We start from the raw sequence: 17,591 nt of genomic DNA on the forward strand, positions 1-17,591 counted from the left end.
GAACCGGTCAGGTCCGGAAAGGCGACCCGGAGGACATCGACCCCCGCGGCGTCGAGCGCCGCCATGGCGCGTCCGACCTGGGCGGCTGTCTGGGCACTCAATGGATACTCCAGGTGCAGGGAAGGCCTCTATTATGTCCTAATTTACGCCTGCCCCACGAAGCACCCCGACAGGATACATTTGGCCTCAAACGAGTCGTCCACCCCGACGCCGAGGAGAAGTCCGTGCTCAGGCAGCGCCGCTCCATCACCGAGACCGAGCAGGCCATTCAGGAACGCCTGGGCGGGCTACCACTGCAACGTGAGGCGATGGCCGCGGTGGGCAACATCCACCGCGCCGCCGCGGCGATCCGGCAGCACCTGGAGAACTCGGCCCTTCGCCCGCACGAGTTGACCTGGACCGGCTTCGTCGTGCTCTGGGTGCTGTGGATCTGGGGCGAGGCGGAGTCCTGGTCGGTGGCCGAGGAGGCCGGCATCTCGAAGGGCACGCTGACCGGCATCTCGCAGACCCTCGAGTCGCGCGGACTGGTGGCCCGCTCCCCCCACCCCGAGGATCGCCGCCGAGTCCTGCTGGCGCTGACCCCGAAGGGAGAGAACCTCATGGAGGAGCTGTTCCCGGCCTTCAACGCGGAGGAGGCGTTCGTCGCCGCCCCGCTCGACCTCGCCCAGTGCCGGCAGCTCGCCGAAGGGCTGCGTGCCATCATCAGCCAACTCGAGACTCACGGCGAGCAGCGCAGGCGGGACCTCCTCGACGGCGAGAAGCTGACCCCTCGACGCTCGGGCCGCCGCCCGCGCCAGGAGTCCTGACGCCGCCCGGAACCGGCACCGAAGCGTGTGAGGTCACACAACAACCTCGCCCCCTTGACGAACCGCGGTGGACCTGGTTGTTTGTTTGGAGTCAAACGGATTGAGGCAGGGCATGGATCGTGAACCCCACGCAGCGGGAGGTTCAACGCCCCGGCGCGCGCCCCCGGCCGCCGTGACCGGCCAGACCAGCAAGGAGTGACCCGATGGACCTGACCAGGTGGTTGGCCGCGGCGGTCGCGTCGAACGCCGACTGGGCGAAGAGCTTCGGCCCCTACGAACCGCACCCGGCGCTGGCCGTCGACGACAGCCGGTTCGCCGAGGTCTTCGCCACCTTCACCGAGCGGCTCAAGGACAACTACCCCTTCTTCCACCCCCGCTACGCCGGCCAGATGCTCAAGCCACCCCACCCGGCGGCCGTGGTGGGCTACCTGACCGCGATGTTGATCAATCCGAACAACCACGCCCTGGACGGCGGGCCAGCCACCGCCGCGATGGAGCGTGAGGTCGTGCAGCAGTTGGCCACCATGTTCGGGTACGACACCCACCTCGGGCACCTGACGACCAGCGGCACCATCGCCAACCTCGAAGCCCTCTTCGTGGCCCGCGAACTGCACCCGGGCAGGGGCGTCGCCTACAGCACCGAGGCCCACTACACACACGGCCGGATGTGCGGTGTCCTCGGCGTGGAAGGCTTCCCCGTACCCACCGACGACCTCGGCCGGATGGACCTGGACGCGCTGGAGGACCTGCTGCGTACCGGCCGGATCGGCACCGTCGTGCTCACCGCCGGGACGACCAGCCTCGGCGCCGTCGAGCCGATCCACGAGGCGCTGGCCCTGCGCGAGCGGTACGGCGTGCGGATCCACGTCGACGCCGCCTACGGCGGCTTCTTCACCCTGTTGGCGGGCGCGGACGGCCCCGAGGGACTGCCGGCCGAACCCTGGCAGGCCGTCGCCCAGAGCGATTCGGTGGTGGTGGACCCGCACAAGCACGGCCTGCAACCCTACGGCTGCGGCGCGGTGCTCTTCCGCGACCCGACGGTAGGCCGGTTCTACCTGCACGACTCGCCGTACACGTACTTCACCTCGGAGGAACTGCACCTGGGCGAGATCAGCCTGGAGTGCTCCCGTGCCGGTGCGGCGGCCGCCGCGCTGTGGCTCACCTTCCAGCTGCTGCCACCCACCCGGGACGGACTGGGCCGGGTGCTCGCGGCCGGCCGACGGGGTGCGCTGCGCTGGGCGGAGCTGATCGAACAGTCCGAGCACCTGGTGCTCTACCAGACCCCGCAGCTCGACATCGTCAGCTACTTCCCGGTGACCGAGAACAACGCGCTGTCCCAGATCGACGCGGCCAGCAACCGGATCCTGCACGAGGGGATGACCGACAGCCGGGAACCGGTCTTCCTCAGCACGCTGCGGGTCGGCGCCGAACGCTTCACCACCCGCCACCCGAAGATCACCGCGGACGCCGACGGCGCACGCATCCTGCGCAGCGTACTGATGAAGCCGGAATCCGAGACGTACGTCGATCGGCTGCACGAGCGTCTGGAGCAGCTGGCCCGCCGATGAGCGCCGCCATCCGCTGCGCCCGGTGACCATCCGCCCCCCGGGCGCCCGGCCCCGCCTCGGGGTTGAGTCCGTGGTCGGCTGAACGACCGTCCGGCGTGGTGTCGGACCACTGATCCGCCGGCCTCGGCGGGACCGCTGCCGGTGCCAGCAAGCACGCCCGGCGCTTCCGCCGCAGGCCGCGCACCGGACAAGTGGACAGCGGCGGCGCGTACCGTACGCTGCCGGGTAGCTACTGCGACAGGGGCCTCGTTGCCGTCGGGGCGGGCGACAGGAGATGCCGAAGGTGAGCGACGACGACGGGCAGGTCACCGCTTGGGCGCTCGCCGCCGGGCGAGGCGACCGCGAGGCCGCCGCCGCGTTCGTCCGGGCCACCCAGTCGTACGTCCGGCGTTTCCTCGCCGCACTGGTCTCCCCAGGCGAGGCCGACGACCTGGCGCAGGAAACCTACCTGCGGGCGATGCGGTCACTGCCGTCGTTCGCGGCCCGCTCCTCGGCCCGGACCTGGCTGCTCGGCATCGCCCGGCGGGTCGCGGTGGACCACGTGCGCGTCGCCACGTCCCGTCCCCGCACCGTGCCGCTGTCGGATTCCTCGGAGCCCGCCGACCCCCGGTACAGCGGCTTCGACCAGCAGGTCACGCTGGAACAGCTCATCGCGGCGCTGCCGGGGGACCGGCGGGAGGCGTTTGTCGCCACCCAACTACTCGGGCTCTCCTACGCCGAGGCCGCCGAAATCTGCGGCTGCCCGGTCGGGACGATCCGCTCCCGGGTCGCCCGAGCCCGTGAGGAACTGGTCGCCGCCGTCGCCGTCCAGCCTGTCCGTCGGCGGCGGGCACGGGAGGACACAGCCGGCTGACCGGCGTGTGACCTGCCCCGCCGACCACAAGCCGCGGGAACCAACACCGCTTCCCGAGCGACTACCGGTACATGGGGTGTGTGCAGTGGCGTGAGGTGTTGTCGGCCCAGCTCGACGGTGAGGAGAGTCCGGCCGAGCGGTTGGCGGCCGAGAGACACCTGGTCGGGTGCGCGGGCTGCCGGGCCTGGTACGACCAGGCCGCCACGGTGACCCGCCGGGTCCGGCTGACGCCGACCGGCAGCGAGGTCGACCTCACCGAGGCCGTTCTCGCCGCCCTACCCCCGGCCGCCCCGCGGCGGCGGCTGCGGCTGCGGCTGCGGCTGCGGCTGCGGCTCACGGTGAACCTGCGGGCGGCGCTGGCGCTGATCGGGGTGCTGCAGCTCGTGCTCGGCCTTGCCCAGGTCGGGAGAGGCGCCGCCGGACCACACATCCACGCCGGTGGCCCGCTGGCCTCCGGACACCTGTGGCACGAGGCGGCGGCGTGGAACATCGCGGTCGGCGCCGGCTTCCTGTTCGTGGCCGCCCGGCGTACCCCGCCGACCGGACTGGTGCCGACGCTGTCGGCGTTCGTGGGCACGCTGGTGCTGCTGTCGGTCAACGACCTGACCACCGGCCGGGTGGACACCACCCGGCTGGTCAGCCACGCCTTCCTGCTCACCGGATACCTCATCGTCGTGGCCCTGTCGCGTACCCAGGCGCGACCGGGCGACCCCGCCGGCCGGGCCCGTCCCGGCGGGAGCCGCTGGCGGCTGACCGAGGACGACGTGCCCGCGCCCGCCCTGCGACTGCTTCCGTCCCCGCACCCCGGGTCGGCCCACCACCGGTACGACACGGCGGCCTGACCACCGTCCGGTGTGACGCGGGTTACGACACCGGCGGGAACCGTCGCCGGTGCGAATCCGACCAACATGCCGACACCTACTTTTGAGGGGACACTTCATGCCAAACTTCCGATCCGGCCGGCTCCTGCGCCCGGCAGCCCTGCTCACGGCTGCTCTCGTGGCCGCGTCCGGCGCCGGCTGCGGGTCGTCGGACGGCACATCGACCGCCACCCCCACCGCCTCGCCGACGGCCTCGGCGTCGGTCGGTACGGCGGGGGTGCTCAGCATCCGCGACCCGTGGGTGAAGGCCGCCGACCACGGCATGACCGCCGCGTTCGGCACGCTGGTCAACGACGGTGACACCGACGTCACCCTGACCGGTGCCACCACCGACGTGTCGCCGATGGAACTGCACGAGATGACCATGCAGGACGGGAAGATGGTCATGCAGGCCAAGCAGGGTGGCATTGTGATCAAGGCGAAGAGCCGGCACGTCCTGCAGCCCGGCGGCGACCACCTGATGCTGATGAACCTCGCCCGCCCGGTGCCGGCCGGTGACGAGGTGGCTGTCACGCTGACCTTCGCCGACGGCCGCACCCAGACCTTCACCGCGGTCGCCAAGCCCTTCACCGGCGCGCAGGAGAGCTACGCCCCGGGCCACGGCCAACCGGCGCACGGCACCTCGGCCACCCCGAGGACGAGCCCGAGCCCGGCCTCATGACCGCAACGTCCGGCATCCAGCCGGTGAGCCGGAGGCGGCTGCTCACCGGCGGGGCCGTCGCCGCCGGTGGCACCCTGGCCGGGGCCGCCGCCATCACCGCCGCCCGCTCCGACACCCCGGCCGGGCGCACCGTCGAAGCGGTCCCGGCGGCGCAGGTCGGCACCGCCGTCGAGCCGTTCCACGGTCCCCGGCAGTCGGGGGTCGCCACGGAACCGCAGGCGCACGCCTCCTTCGTCGCGTTGAGCCTGCGGTCGGAGGTCGACCGGGCGGCCCTGCGGCGGATGCTGCGCCTGCTCTCCGACGACGCCGCCCGGCTCACCCAGGGCCGCCCGGCCCTGGCCGACACCGAGCCCGAACTCGGGTTGCTACCGGCCCGGCTCACCGTGACCTTCGGCTTCGGCCCTAATCTCTACCGCGCCGCGGGCCGACCGGACCGGCGTCCCGAGTCGGTGACGGAGCTGCCACCGTTGCGTATCGACCGGCTCCAGCCCCGCTGGTCGGGTGGGGACCTGCTGGTGCAGGTGTGCGCCGACGACCCACTGACCGTCGCCCACGCCCAGCGGGTGCTGGTCAAGGACAGCCGCCCGTTCACCACCGTACGCTGGGTGCAGCAGGGCTTCCGGCGGGCCGCCGGGTCCGAACCGGGGCGTACCCAACGTAACCTGTTCGGCCAGCTCGACGGCACCGCCAACCCGAAGCCGGGCGGCCCGCTGGAAAGCGCGGTATGGGTTCCCGACGGCCCCGACTGGCTACGCGACAGCACCACCCTCGTGGTCCGCCGGATCAGCATGAACCTGGAGACGTGGGACCTGCTCGGGCGGGCCGACCGGGAGTTGGCCACCGGCCGTCGCCTCGACACCGGAGCCCCACTGACCGGAACCGCCGAGCACGACGAGCCGGACTTCACCGCCCTCGGACCCGACGGGCTGACCGTGATCCCGGACTTCTCCCATCTCACCCGGGCGCACGTGACCGACGACCGACTCAAGATCCTGCGCCGCCCCTACAACTACGACGGGACGCCCGCCGCGGACGGCACCGCCGACAGCGGTCTGATCTTCGCGTCGTTCCAGGCCGACATCGGCAAGCAGTTCCTGCCCATCCAGCGGCGCCTGGCCGAACGGGACCTGCTCAACGAGTGGACCACCCCGATCGGCTCGGCCGTCTTCGCGATCCCGCCCGGCTGCCCGGAGGGCGGCTGGATCGGCGAACAACTGCTCGACTGAGCCGGACAGGACGAAACATGCGCATCCATGCCCGCCCGACCACCGTCGGCCTGCTCACCGCCGCGCTGACCACACTGGCGCTGCTGCTCGTACCGGCCACCCCGGCCGCCGCGCACAACACCCTGACGTCCGCCACCCCGGCCAGGGAGGCCCGGCTCACCGAGCCGCCGGCACGGATCACGCTGCGGTTCATGCAGAAGCTGAACCCGGCCTTCACCACCATCGTGCTGTCCGACGCCACCGCCCGGAAGGTGACCACCGGTGAGCCTGCCGTCAGCGGCACGGCCGGCACCGTGACCGTCGACGAATCCCTGGCCAACGGCACCTACACCGTGGCCTACCGGGTGGTCTCCGCCGACGGGCACCCGGTGCAGGGCTCGTACCGGTTCCACGTCGCCGACCCCACCGCCGACGTGGCCGGCACGCCGGCCGCCTCGACCCCGACGGCCGAACCGTCCACCACCCCCGCAGGCCCCGTCACGGCGTCGTCCGAGCACCCCGGCGGAGCGAACGTCCCGGTGCTGGTCGGCGGCGGGATCCTACTGGCCGCCGGGGTGCTCGCCGGGACGGTGGTCCTGCTCCGCCGGCGCCGCGCCGGGCGCTGACGAGCCGTCGGCGACTGCCGCGCGCACCTCCGCACTCCACACCGGACGGCAATCGGCAGGCATCAGCCCGGAACTTTTCCATCCCCCAACCCGACTACTCGACCGGGAGCGGCGGCCGGGCAGCCACGGCTCGAAGGGCACGAGCCACCCCGATCACCAACCCTCTTTCCCGATCGGAGTAGTCGATGTCCGTGACCGAACTGTCCGACGACCGTACGCCGGGGCCCACTGCCGCGCCGGACGGCGGACGACCGGCCCGTCGGCCCACACCCCTCGTGGCGCTGCTGACCCGCCTGCACTTCTACGCCGGCATCCTGGTCGCCCCGTTCCTGCTGGTCGCCGCCCTGACCGGCCTGGCCTACACCATCACCCCCCAACTGGACCGGGCCCTCTACGGCGACAAGCTCACCGTCGCGACCATCGGCGACCAGCCCACCCCCCTGGCGGCCCAGATCACCGCCGCCCGCGCCGCGCACCCCGACGGCACCCTCACCGGCGTGTTGCCCGGCACCGGCGAGCAGACGACCCAGGTGGTCTTCGCCCAGCCCGACCTGGGCGAGAAGCAGCACACCGTCTACGTCGACCCGTACACGGCAGAGGTCAAGGGGCAGCTCACCACCTGGTTCGGCGCCACCCCGGCCACCACCTGGCTGGACGACCTGCACCGCAACCTGCACCTGGGCGACCTGGGCCGGCACTACTCGGAGATCGCCGCCAGTTGGCTGTGGGTCCTCGTCGTCGGCGGGATCGTGCTGTGGTGGCGCCGCCGCGCCAGCAACCGGTCCCGGGTCCGGCACCTGCTCGTGCCGGACCTGTCCGCCGGCAGGGGCGTGCGGCGTACCCGGGGCTGGCACGCCACCACCGGCGTCTGGCTCGCCGTCGGCTTGCTCTTCCTCTCCGCCACCGGCCTGACCTGGTCCCGCTACGCCGGCGACAACTTCAGCGCCGCCCTCGGCGCGCTGAACGCCAGCCGCCCTCCGCTGTCCACCGTCCTCGACGGCGCACCCCCCGCCACCGGCGGTGGTGAGCACCAGCACGGCGGCCCCGCCACCGGAGCCGACGCGGACCCGGCGACGTACGACCGGGTGCTGGCGGTCGCCCGCGACGCTGGCCTGGCCGGTCCCGTCGAGATCACTCCCGCCGAGGAACCCGGCAGCGCCTGGACCGTCGCCCAGACCGACGACACCTGGCCGGTCGGCCGCGACCGCGTCGCCGTCGACCCCGCCGCCGGCACGATCACCGCCCGCAGCGACTTCGCCGACTGGCCCCTGCTCGCCCAGCTCAGCAACCTCGGCATCCAGGCCCACATGGGCCTGCTGTTCGGCCCGGTCAACCAGATCCTGCTCGCCGCGCTCGCCCTCGGCCTGCTCTGCGTCATCGTCTGGGGCTACCGCATGTGGTGGCAGCGCCGCCCCACCCGGGTCGACCGGCGGCTGCCGGTCGGCATCCCGCCCGTCCGCGGCGGCGTGCGCGGCCTGCCGTGGTGGGCGCTGCTGCTCGGTGTGCCGGTCACCGTGGCCGTCGGCGGGGCGCTGCCCTGGTTCGGCGTCACCCTGCTCGGCTTCCTCCTCGTCGACGTGATCCTCGGTGTGGTCGCCCGACGTCGCCGCGATGCCGTTCCGGTCTCGCCCGCGGCGACCGGCGGCTGATCCTTGCGGGCCGTCCGGCCGGTCACGCCCGAACGTGGCGACCGGACGGCCCGGCGCTCGGCCAGGTACCGCCCGGTGTGCGCGGTGCCGTCGTACGACAGCTGGCGCGCGGTGGTGCCACCGTGGGCGGTGGCCGGGGGTCAGGTGCCCCGATCCGGTTCCGCGGTGAGCAGCGCGGCGAGGTCCGCGGCGCACCGGGGGCGTTTCCCGGCCAGGCCGGGAACCCGGTCGAGAAGCCGGTGCACCAACGGAGCCCAGGCCGGCAGCAGGTGCGCCGCGGTGAGCAGTGCCGGGTCGGCCAGCGCCTCGCCCGCCGGCATGGCGCACACCCCACCGCCGCTGACCACGGCCACCGTGTCCGCCCAGCGGAAGGCGAGGTCGACGTCGTGGGTGGACAGCACCACCGTCGTACCGGTGGCGTGCAGGTCGTCCAGGGTGTGCAGCAGTTCCTCCACGCCGGCCGGGTCGAGCCCGGCCGTCGGCTCGTCGAGGATGAGCAGCCGGGGTCGCATCGCGACCGCACCGGCGATGGCCACCCGCTTGCGCTGACCGTAGGACAGCAGATGGGTCGGGCGGTCGGCGACCGACGTCACGCCGAGCGCCGTGAGAGCCTGGTCGCAGCGCTGCCGGACCTGTTCCGGCGGCAGCCCGAGGTTGACCGGTCCGAAGGAGACGTCCTGCCGGACACTGGCGGAGAAGAGCTGGTCGTCCGGGTCCTGCAGCACCAGTTGCACCTGCTGGCGTACCGTCCGCAGGCCGGCACGGGTGTGCCGCACCCGGCTGCCGGCGACGGCGATCCGGCCCGCGGAGGGCGTCAACGAGCCGGCCGCCAGCCGGAACAGGGTCGTCTTGCCGCCACCGTTGGGCCCGACCACCGCCAGCCGTCGGCCCGCCTCCACCCGGAGGTCGACGCCGGTCAGGACCGGACGGTCCGGCTGGTAGCCGAAGTGCACGCCGGCGAACTCCAGCAGCGGCCCGGTCACCACGTCGGCGCCACCAGGACGGTGGCGGCGACGATCGCCGCGACCAACCCCACGGTCGCCGCCACGAACGGCGGTGACACCGGCAGCGCCTCCACCTGCACCGCGAGCGATCCGGTGTATCCCCGCAACGCCAACCCCTCCTCCAGCCTGCGGGCGCGGTCGAACGCCCGGACGAACACCGCGCCGGCCTGCCCGGCGACCGACCGGTACGCGGCCCGCCAGGTCCGGAAGCCGAGCCGCGCCGCCTGCGCCGCACGGACCGCCCGTGCGCTCTCCATCAGCAGGAAGAGCATCCGGTACGTCAGCGCGGCGACCTCGCTGACCGCCGGGGGGACCCCCAGCCGGTGTAGCCGGGGCAGCACGTCCGACAGCGGCGTGGTGGCGCTGAACAGCAGCAGGCAGGCCAACGCCGCCACGGACCGGCCGGCGGTCTGCGCCGCCAGCGCGGGACCGGCCGGGTCGAGCGTGACCCGTGCCGGCGCCGGCATCGTCACCAGCAGCGGCACCGTCGAGGTCGCCACGAACAGCAGCGGCACCCGCGCCGCGCGCAGCACCACGGCCGGTGCCACCCGGGCCGGGCCGACCAGCAGCACCACGGCCGCCGCGCCGGACAGCGCCGCGCCCGGCCACGGGGGCAGGATCACCGCGCAGGCCAGCAGCCCGAGGGAGAGCAGCGCCTTCTCGGCCGGGTGCCGTGATCGCCACACTCCGGTGTGGGCCGCGGCGTCGAGGGCGAACACCTACCCGCGCGGCTGCTCGGCGGCGGCGTCGCGCTGCCGCTGCCGGGTCCGGGCGACCCCGAAGTAGTACCCGAGGAACCCCGCGCCCAGCGCGGCCTGGAGCGCGAACAGCGCCGACTCCACCTCACCCGAGGGTGGTTCGTAGAGCGGGGTGAACCACGGCTCGTAGTCGGGGTGATCCTCCACGATCGCCTGCTCGGCCAGCGCGTCCGCGCCGGCAAACGGTTCCTCGCCCGACCCGAGGCCCAGCGCCAGCGGCGCCACCGCAAGGGCCAGCACCGCGAGCAGCAACAGCAGGTTGACCCGGGTGAAGCGCTTCATGCCCGCACCTCCGCCGCCGTCCGGAACACGCCGAGCCGGCGCAGGTCGTCTCCGCTGGTCCGGGTCAGCAGTCGGATCACCAGGACGGACAGCAGGCCCTCGCTGACGGCCAACGGGATCTGGGTCACGGCGAAGATCCCGCCGAACTTCGCCAGCGCGCCGGCGAACCCGGTCGACGGGTCGGGGAAGGCAAGCGCCAACTGGGCGCTGGTGACGCAGTACGTGGCCAGGTCGCCGAGCGCCGCGGCGGCGAAGACCGCCACGCCCAGACCGCCGCCGGCCCGGCGGACCAGCAGGTAGACCCCGTACGCCACCCAGGGGCCGATGATCGCCATCGAGAAGATGTTGGCGCCCAGCGTGCTCAGCCCGCCGTGGGCCAGCAGCACCGCCTGGAACAGCAGCACGATGCCGCCCAGCACGCTCATCACCGGTGGCCGGAACAGCACCGCCCCCAGCCCGGTGCCGGTCGGATGCGAGCAGGAACCGGTCACCGACGGGATCTTCAACGCGGAGAGCACGAACGTGAACGCGCCCGCCGCTCCGAGCAGGAGTTTCGTCTCCGGGTCCTGCCGCACCTGGCGGACCAGTGCCCGGCTGCCGTGGACGACGAACGGTGCGGAGACCGCGAACCATGCCGCGGCCTGCACCGGGGGCAGATACCCCTCGGCGATATGCATCGAGGACCTTCCTCTCCAGCACCTCGTGGATGAGATCACCTGTCAGGGCCGGTCTCCTGGCTCCCGGATCGATGCTTCCTCCGGCCTTCCCAGGCCCAGGTGGGCCCAGTGGCGTCGTCGGAGGTCGCTACCCGGTCACAGTGGCGAGGGCCGCGCCGGTCTTCCACCGGCTTCCCGTGCACCCTGACGGCGAGAGGCTATCGGGCTGCCACCGGCGGAGCAAGCGGCCGACGCGAGCTGGGCTCACCACCGCCCGGTCGGACGCTGCCCGGATCGGGGTCACCGGGCCCTGCGGGCAGGCGGTGCCGCCGCCACCAGGCCGACGGCCGATGAGACGAAGCCGACACATCGACACGACATCTGGTGTTGCCTGCCCGATGGCAGCGGCATATATGGTGTCCCCCGCAGCTGGTTCGGTCGCCCCTGGTGGACGGTCGAGGCAAGAGGGAACCCGGTGCGAGTCCGGGACTGCCCCGCAGCGGTGAGTGGGAACGACCGCCGTCACCACGCACTGGGCCCACCGGGTCTGGGAAGCGACGGCCAGTAGGCGACCGGCGAGCCCGGTCACGCCCGCGAGTCCGAAGACCTGCCAGCGCGCCGTTCGCGTACGCGAACGGCGGTCGGAGGTCACGCGGGACGACCGACGCCAGCACGAGCCTGCCTTGCCGGCGGTCCGTTGGCGTTCTCCCGCGTCCGAAGACCATCGGAGACAGTGCGAGGAGAGACGATGACGGTCGGGCAGGAAAGGCCGGCGTCCGGTGTGGGCGCACCGGAGCAGCGCCGCCAGGTCATGCAGGTGCGCAAGCGCAACGGCGACAGCGAGCCGGTGGACGTCAACAAGATCGTCAAAGCGGTCGAGCGGTGGGTCGCCGACCTGGACGAGGTGGACCCGCTGCGGGTGGCCACCAAGACGATCAGCGGCCTGTACGACGGGGCGACCACCGCCGAGCTGGACAAGCTGTCGATCCAGACGGCGGCGGAGCTGATCGGCGAGGAGCCGCAGTACTCGAAGCTGGCGGCGCGGCTGCTGGCCGCGTTCGTGGACAAGGAGGTCCGCGGGCAGCAGGTGGCCAGTTTCAGCCAGTCCATCCGGTACGCCCACGGCCTGGGCCTGATCGGCGACGACACCGCCGCGTTCGTGACCCGCAACGCGCGCAAGCTGGACGACGCCGTGGACCCGACGGGTGACCTGCGGTTCGAGTACTTCGGGTTGCGTACCGTCGCCGACCGGTACCTGCTGCGCCACCCCGAGTCCCGGCTGGTGGTGGAGACACCGCAGTACTGGCTGCTGCGGGTGGCCTGCGGGTTGTCCGAGACGCCGGCCGAGGCGATCGGCTTCTACCGGCTGATGTCGTCGCTGGCCTACCTGCCCAGCTCACCGACGCTGTTCAACTCGGGCACCCGGCACACCCAGATGTCCTCGTGCTTCCTGGTCGACTCGCCCCGCGACGAGCTGGACTCGATCTACGAGCGGTACCACCAGGTGGCGAAGCTGTCGAAGTTCTCCGGTGGCATCGGCATCTCCTGGTCGCGGGTACGCGGCCGGGGCGCGCTGATCCGTGGCACGAACGGCCGGTCGAACGGCATCGTGCCGTTCCTGAAGACCCTCGACGCCGGCGTCGCGGCGGTCAACCAGGGCGGCCGGCGCAAGGGCGCGGCCTGCGTCTACCTGGAGCCGTGGCACCCGGACATCGAGGAGTTCCTCGAGCTGCGCGACAACACCGGCGAGGAGGCCCGGCGCACCCACAACCTGAACCTGGCCAACTGGATCCCGGACGAGTTCATGCGCCGGGTGGAGACGGACGGCGACTGGTCGCTGATCGACCCGTCCGACGCGCCGGAGCTGCCCGACCTCTACGGCGAGGAGTTCGACGCCGCCTACCGGGTCGCGGAGAAGAAGGCGGTCCGCACCGTCAAGGCCCGGGATCTGTACGGGCGGATGATGCGTACCCTGGCGCAGACCGGCAACGGGTGGATGACCTTCAAGGACCGATCCAACCGGCTGTCCAACCAGACCGGCGTCCCGGGCAACACGATTCACCTGTCGAACCTGTGCACCGAGATCCTGGAGGTCAACAGCGACACCGAGACCGCGGTGTGCAACCTGGGCTCGGTCAACCTCGGCGCCCATGTCACCACGGACGGGGTCGACTGGGAGCGGCTGCGTTCCACCGTCCGTACCGCGGTGGTGTTCCTCGACCGGGTCATCGACATCAACTACTACCCGGCCGAGCAGGCGGCGGCGTCGAACCCGCGCTGGCGACCGGTCGGGCTCGGGCTGATGGGCCTGCAGGACGCCTTCTTCACCCTGCGTCTGCCGTTCGACTCCCCGGCCGCGAAGGAGCTGTCCACCCGGGTGCAGGAGGAGATCTTCCTGACCGCCCTGGAGACCTCCGCCGGACTCGCCGAGCGGTTCGGCCCGCACCCGGCGTACGCCGAGACCCGCGCCGCCGGCGGTGAACTGCACCCGGACCTGTGGGGCGTCGAACCCACCCAGGCCGAACGGTGGGCGGCGCTGCGGTCGAGGATCGCCACCCACGGGCTGCGCAACTCGCTGCTGGTCGCGATCGCCCCGACCGCGACGATCGCCTCCATCGCCGGCTGTTACGAGTGCATCGAGCCGCAGGTGTCCAACCTGTTCAAGCGCGAGACCATGTCGGGTGAGTTCCTCCAGGTCAACACGTATCTGGTCGGCGAGCTGAAGGCGCGTGGGCTGTGGACGCCGGAGATCCGGGAGCAGATCAAGCGCGCCGAGGGGTCGGTACAGGGAATCATTGACCTGCCCGCCGACGTGCGGGAGCTGTTCCGTACCGCGTGGGAGCTGCCGCAGCGGGCGCTGATCGACCTCGCCGCCGCCCGCGCGTCCTACGTCGACCAGTCGCAGTCGCTGAACCTGTTCCTGAGCGCGCCGACCATCGGCAAGCTCTCGTCGATGTACCTGTACGCCTGGAAGTCCGGTCTGAAGACCACCTACTACCTGCGGTCGCGTCCCGCGACGCGGATCCAGCAGGCCACCGTCGCCGTCACCCCGGCGGTGACGCCGCTCGTCGCGATCAGCGACGACGAGGCGCTGGCCTGCTCCCTGGAGAACCCCGAGAGCTGCGAGGCCTGCCAGTGACCACGACCTCCGAACCCCGCACCGACACCCGGCACATGCTGCTCAACCCCGGCATGGACCTGACCCTGCGACCGATGCGGTACCCACACTTCTTCGACCGGTTCAAGGACGCGATCAAGAACACCTGGACCGTCGAGGAGGTCGATCTGCACTCCGACCTCGCCGACCTGGCCCGGCTCTCCCCCGCCGAGCAGCACCTGGTGTCCCGGCTGGTGGCGTTCTTCGCCACCGGCGACACCATCGTCGCCAACAACCTGGTACTCAACCTGTACCAGCACGTGAACTCCCCGGAGGGCCGGCTCTACCTGTCCCGGCAACTCTTCGAGGAGGCGGTGCACGTCCAGTTCTACCTGAACCTGCTCGACACCTACGTGCCCGACGAGAAGGAGCGCTTCGCCGCGTTCGCCGCGATCGAGAACATCCCCTCGATCCGGCGCAAGGCCGATTTCTGCTTCCGCTGGATCGATTCCATCTTCGAGCTGCGCGAGCTGAGGACCCGGGACGACCGCAGGGCGTTCCTGCTCAACCTGATTTGCTTCGCCGCGTGCATCGAGGGCCTGTTCTTCTACGGCGCCTTCGCCTACGTCTACTTCCTGCGCTCCCGAGGGCTGCTCAACGGCCTCGCCTCCGGCACCAACTGGGTGTTCCGCGACGAGTCCATGCACATGGCGTTCGCCTTCGACGTGGTGGACACCGTCCGGCGTGAGGAACCGGACCTGTTCGACGACGAGATGGCCACCCAGGTACGCGACATGCTCGCCGAGGCCGTCGAGTGCGAGGCCCAGTTCGCCGAGGACCTGCTCGAACAGGGCGTCTCCGGGCTCTCCCCGGCGGACATGCGACAGTACCTGCAGCACGTGGCCGACCGCCGGCTCGCCCAGCTCGGCATCGCACCGCTGTACGGCTCGACGAACCCGTTCGCGTTCATGGAGTTGCAGGACGTCCAGGAGTTGTCGAACTTCTTCGAACGGCGGGTGTCGGCGTACCAGGTGGGGGTCACCGGCAGCGTCACCTTCGACGACGACTTCTGATCGACGGCCGGGCCACGGGCTCGCGCGCGACCTGTCAGCACCACGCAGAGCAGTGGGCACGGCTCGCCCCGGCGGGGATGACCTCGGTCCCCGCCGGGCGGGCGGCAACGGACCGGGTGCCATCCGGCAGGGCACGGCCAAGTTGGCGTCCCTGCTTCTCGGCCGGTAACAGCCCGCACCGTGCCCCTCAACCCGGCGCGGCCTGTGGTCACCGCAGCAGCCAGGACATCTCGGTCACGGGACCTGGTCGACGGACTCGCAGAGCCTCCCGCCGGATTGCATCTCGGCCAGACAGGCGCGTAGCTCGGCCGTTCGGCGATCGGCCTCGGCGATCAGCGCGGTGGCCACCCGGCCCCACTCCTGCGGTCCGGGGTCGGGTGGTAGATCGGCGATCTCGCGGACGGTGAGGCCGACGCGTTGGGCCAGTTTCGCGACCTTGATCCGGCAGGCCGCGGAGACGTCGAAGCGACGCTGGTTGCCGCCGTCGCGCTGGGCGGTGATGACACCGGTCTTCTCGTAGAACCGGACCGCCGACGGCGCGACGTCGGCATCGCGGGCAACGTCACCGACGCTGAAAACGGCTTCGGGTGCGGAGATGACGGCATGACTCACGCCACGAGCGTGCCATGCGCAGAGGCTTGACTTCAACATATGTTCAACCGGCAGCGTGACGGGCATGACCGATCAGAGAAGCGCAAGAAGCGAGAACCGGCAGGACCCGCTCCGCCTCGTCGTCGTGGTGGCCAGCGTCCGCGGCGACCGGATCGGCCGGGTCGTGGGCGACTGGGTGACGGAACAGATCCCCGGGGACGTTCGCACCCAGGTGGTGGACCTCGCCGACCTCCACCTGCCACCTGACTCGGAACTGCAGCCAGGTGGCGGGCAGCCGACGCCGGTGTCGGATCTGATGGCCGCCGCGGACGGCTTCGTCATCGTCACCCCCGAGTACAACCACTCCTACCCGGCGAGTCTCAAACGCTTCCTGGACTGGCATTACGCCGAGTGGCAGTTCAAGGCCGCCACGGTGGTGCCGTATGGCGTACAGGGCGGGTTGCTCGCCGGCGAGTACCTCCGCCCGGTCTTCGCCGAACTCTCCGTGGTCACCACCCGGCGCATGGTCGCGCTCCGCGCGCCATGGGCACACCTGACCGAAGGCCGCTACGTCGCTCCCGACGGAGAAGACCACGCGGTACTCGATGCCGTCCGTGAGCTGACCTGGTGGGCCGACGCGCTGCGCGACGCCCGACGGCGACGCCCCTTCGGCAGCGTCGGCGACACCGGAGAGACCGCAGACCCGACGGTGTCCTGGGTGGCGGCACAACCCGAGACCGTCGACCCCGAAGCGGTCGCCGACCTCGCCGCAGACGCCCTCGTCGTCGGGCTCGGCACCAGCACCCGCGAAGCACACGAGACCTTCCAGATCGTCGACCACACCACCCGGGTGCTGATCGACCGCGGTTTCCGGATCCTGGCGGTGCTCGACAACCAGCGCGTGGCTGACCTCTACGACCGCTACGTGCGCGGTGAGGAGGTCGACATCGACTCCGCGCTGCGGCAGGCCTGGGGCCCCTGGCAGACGAGCGAGATGCGGGATGCCCTGACCTGGCTCCGGCACCGCAACGCGAGCCAGCTCGATGATCCGGTACGGGTGATCGGAGTGAGCGGTTCGGGGATGCTACCGAGCGACTACGACCGGGTCCTGGACCTGATCGCGGCCGTCGCCCCGGCCGAGGTGCCACCGCTCCGTGAGCTGCTCGACGTCATTCGCACCGCGCACGAAAGTGCCGAGCACGTGCAGCGAGCCCGGGGTACCCATCCCGGCACTCCCTTCGTGGAACTCGCGCGCACGGCGCGTGCGATCGCCGGGCGGCTCGACGCCGGCGCGGAACGCGACGAAGCCGTGCGGTTGCTCGATGGGATCGTCGAGCACCACGCGAACGCAATCGGAGTGGGATACGACGTGGAACGCGAGGAGAGAGCAGCCGCCGAACGAATCCTGGAACGACACCGACGCACCGGCGACCGGGTCGTCCTCTGGGAGGGCAGCGCCCACGTCGCCGCGCATCACGGTGTCATGCTCGGCTCCCACCTGCGCAAAGCCCTCGGAGAGCAGTACGTCGCCGTTCACGTCACGTTCGGCCACGGTCTGGTCGGCAACGTCAAGATTCCGGCACCGGCCCCCGAGTCACTGGAGGACCTCATGGTGGCCGCCGGTGGCGAACGCACGATCAGCCTGAACGGTGATGTCCCGGCCGAGGTGGCCACCCGACTCGACGCGCCGTGGCGGACGAGGCTGATCTCCGGGGTCTACGACCCCGATCACGACGCCGAGCACTACTACGACCTGCCCCTCGCTGCGAGACAGCTTTGACGCCGTCGTCTTCGTCCCCACCGTCACCCCGACTCGGCCGCTACCGCCCGACGCCACGGCGTGACCGTCACCCGGCCGACCTGCCGACGCCCCCGTCGCGC

16 protein-coding genes and 2 riboswitches are annotated in these 17,591 nt (G+C 71.7%); of the genes, 11 read left to right on the forward strand and 5 right to left on the reverse strand.

What is annotated here, in order from left to right; all coding sequences use genetic code 11:
- Positions 1-224 precede the first annotated feature (224 nt).
- From E1182_RS00225 to E1182_RS00260, 8 genes are all read left to right on the forward strand, one after another.
- Positions 225-806, forward strand: a complete 582-nt coding sequence (locus tag E1182_RS00225; protein WP_207921192.1) for a MarR family winged helix-turn-helix transcriptional regulator — start codon at positions 225-227, stop codon at positions 804-806.
- Between the two features lie 203 nt (positions 807-1,009).
- A complete protein-coding gene (locus tag E1182_RS00230; RefSeq protein ID WP_132260468.1) occupies positions 1,010-2,374 on the forward strand; it encodes an aminotransferase class I/II-fold pyridoxal phosphate-dependent enzyme in 1,365 nt (454 codons plus the stop codon).
- A gap of 274 nt (positions 2,375-2,648) precedes the next feature.
- On the forward strand, positions 2,649-3,227 hold the full coding sequence (locus E1182_RS00235; RefSeq protein WP_132260470.1) for a sigma-70 family RNA polymerase sigma factor: 579 nt from the start codon (positions 2,649-2,651) through the stop codon (positions 3,225-3,227).
- 71 nt (positions 3,228-3,298) lie between these two features.
- Complete coding sequence (locus E1182_RS00240; protein ID WP_132260473.1) at positions 3,299-4,069, forward strand: zf-HC2 domain-containing protein; 771 nt, start codon at positions 3,299-3,301, stop codon at positions 4,067-4,069.
- A 97-nt stretch (positions 4,070-4,166) separates the two neighbouring features.
- Positions 4,167-4,769 (forward strand): copper chaperone PCu(A)C, encoded by a 603-nt coding sequence (locus tag E1182_RS00245; protein WP_132260476.1) that lies wholly within the window; start codon positions 4,167-4,169, stop codon positions 4,767-4,769.
- Complete coding sequence (locus E1182_RS00250) at positions 4,766-5,995, forward strand: Dyp-type peroxidase (protein WP_132260478.1); 1,230 nt, start codon at positions 4,766-4,768, stop codon at positions 5,993-5,995. The genes E1182_RS00245 and E1182_RS00250 overlap by 4 nt, the downstream gene beginning before the upstream one ends.
- A 17-nt stretch (positions 5,996-6,012) precedes the next feature.
- The gene (locus E1182_RS00255; RefSeq protein ID WP_132260480.1) at positions 6,013-6,600 is read left to right on the forward strand and encodes a copper resistance CopC family protein; all 588 of its coding nucleotides are present in this window, start codon (positions 6,013-6,015) and stop codon (positions 6,598-6,600) included.
- Between the two features lie 185 nt (positions 6,601-6,785).
- Positions 6,786-8,249, forward strand: coding sequence for a PepSY domain-containing protein (locus tag E1182_RS00260; RefSeq protein WP_132260482.1), 1,464 nt, complete (start codon positions 6,786-6,788; stop codon positions 8,247-8,249).
- Between the two features lie 140 nt (positions 8,250-8,389).
- Here E1182_RS00260 and E1182_RS00265 read toward each other — a convergent pair whose 3' ends face one another.
- Genes E1182_RS00265 through E1182_RS00280 form a run of 4 tightly spaced genes read right to left on the reverse strand, consistent with a single transcriptional unit; the run spans position 8,390 to position 10,970 of the window.
- On the reverse strand, positions 8,390-9,235 hold the full coding sequence (locus tag E1182_RS00265; protein ID WP_207921193.1) for an energy-coupling factor ABC transporter ATP-binding protein: 846 nt from the start codon (positions 9,233-9,235) through the stop codon (positions 8,390-8,392).
- Positions 9,229-9,972 (reverse strand): cobalt ECF transporter T component CbiQ, encoded by a 744-nt coding sequence (cbiQ, locus tag E1182_RS00270; RefSeq protein WP_132260484.1) that lies wholly within the window; start codon positions 9,970-9,972, stop codon positions 9,229-9,231. Before cbiQ ends, E1182_RS00265 begins: the two co-directional genes overlap by 7 nt.
- Entirely contained in the window at positions 9,973-10,293 is a 321-nt protein-coding gene (locus tag E1182_RS00275) for an energy-coupling factor ABC transporter substrate-binding protein (RefSeq protein ID WP_132260486.1), read from the reverse strand.
- Positions 10,290-10,970, reverse strand: a complete 681-nt coding sequence (locus tag E1182_RS00280) for an energy-coupling factor ABC transporter permease (RefSeq protein ID WP_132260488.1) — start codon at positions 10,968-10,970, stop codon at positions 10,290-10,292. The genes E1182_RS00275 and E1182_RS00280 overlap by 4 nt, the downstream gene beginning before the upstream one ends.
- A gap of 28 nt (positions 10,971-10,998) precedes the next feature.
- Positions 10,999-11,171: riboswitch (cobalamin riboswitch) on the reverse strand.
- A 191-nt stretch (positions 11,172-11,362) separates the two neighbouring features.
- A riboswitch (cobalamin riboswitch) is annotated at positions 11,363-11,579 on the forward strand.
- Positions 11,580-11,697: 118 nt separating this feature from the next.
- Between E1182_RS00280 and E1182_RS00285 the strand changes: the two genes are divergently transcribed.
- Positions 11,698-14,088, forward strand: coding sequence for a ribonucleoside-diphosphate reductase subunit alpha (locus E1182_RS00285; protein WP_132260491.1), 2,391 nt, complete (start codon positions 11,698-11,700; stop codon positions 14,086-14,088).
- Positions 14,089-14,123: 35 nt separating this feature from the next.
- Positions 14,124-15,119: a ribonucleotide-diphosphate reductase subunit beta gene (locus tag E1182_RS00290; protein WP_132260585.1), complete on the forward strand. Its 996-nt coding sequence runs from the start codon at positions 14,124-14,126 to the stop codon at positions 15,117-15,119.
- 234 nt (positions 15,120-15,353) lie between these two features.
- Here the strand turns inward: E1182_RS00290 and E1182_RS00295 are convergent, their stop codons facing one another.
- Complete coding sequence (locus E1182_RS00295) at positions 15,354-15,797, reverse strand: MerR family transcriptional regulator (protein ID WP_243705939.1); 444 nt, start codon at positions 15,795-15,797, stop codon at positions 15,354-15,356.
- On the opposite strand from E1182_RS00295, the gene E1182_RS00300 reads away from it, so the two are divergent.
- The gene (locus tag E1182_RS00300) at positions 15,796-17,490 is read left to right on the forward strand and encodes an NAD(P)H-dependent oxidoreductase (protein WP_132260493.1); all 1,695 of its coding nucleotides are present in this window, start codon (positions 15,796-15,798) and stop codon (positions 17,488-17,490) included. The genes E1182_RS00295 and E1182_RS00300 overlap by 2 nt on opposite strands.
- The last annotated feature ends 101 nt before the right edge of the window (positions 17,491-17,591 follow it).

The sequence above is a fragment of the Micromonospora sp. KC721 genome (assembly GCF_004348355.1).
GTDB lineage: Bacteria > Actinomycetota > Actinomycetes > Mycobacteriales > Micromonosporaceae > Micromonospora.

Bases quoted from the DNA above. Each gene is read 5' to 3' on its own strand.
- E1182_RS00290 (WP_132260585.1), top strand. From the start codon at position 14,124: ATGCTGCTCAACCCCGGCATGGACCTGACCCTGCGACCGATGCGGTAC.
- E1182_RS00230 (WP_132260468.1), top strand. From the start codon at position 1,010: ATGGACCTGACCAGGTGGTTGGCCGCGGCGGTCGCGTCGAACGCCGAC.
- E1182_RS00285 (WP_132260491.1), top strand. From the start codon at position 11,698: ATGACGGTCGGGCAGGAAAGGCCGGCGTCCGGTGTGGGCGCACCGGAG.
- E1182_RS00255 (WP_132260480.1), top strand. From the start codon at position 6,013: ATGCGCATCCATGCCCGCCCGACCACCGTCGGCCTGCTCACCGCCGCG.
- E1182_RS00245 (WP_132260476.1), top strand. From the start codon at position 4,167: ATGCCAAACTTCCGATCCGGCCGGCTCCTGCGCCCGGCAGCCCTGCTC.
- E1182_RS00240 (WP_132260473.1), top strand. From the start codon at position 3,299: ATGGGGTGTGTGCAGTGGCGTGAGGTGTTGTCGGCCCAGCTCGACGGT.
- E1182_RS00235 (WP_132260470.1), top strand. From the start codon at position 2,649: ATGCCGAAGGTGAGCGACGACGACGGGCAGGTCACCGCTTGGGCGCTC.
- E1182_RS00280 (WP_132260488.1), bottom strand. From the start codon at position 10,970: ATGCATATCGCCGAGGGGTATCTGCCCCCGGTGCAGGCCGCGGCATGG.
- E1182_RS00250 (WP_132260478.1), top strand. From the start codon at position 4,766: ATGACCGCAACGTCCGGCATCCAGCCGGTGAGCCGGAGGCGGCTGCTC.
- E1182_RS00275 (WP_132260486.1), bottom strand. From the start codon at position 10,293: ATGAAGCGCTTCACCCGGGTCAACCTGCTGTTGCTGCTCGCGGTGCTG.
- E1182_RS00300 (WP_132260493.1), top strand. From the start codon at position 15,796: ATGACCGATCAGAGAAGCGCAAGAAGCGAGAACCGGCAGGACCCGCTC.
- E1182_RS00260 (WP_132260482.1), top strand. From the start codon at position 6,786: ATGTCCGTGACCGAACTGTCCGACGACCGTACGCCGGGGCCCACTGCC.
- E1182_RS00295 (WP_243705939.1), bottom strand. From the start codon at position 15,797: ATGCCCGTCACGCTGCCGGTTGAACATATGTTGAAGTCAAGCCTCTGC.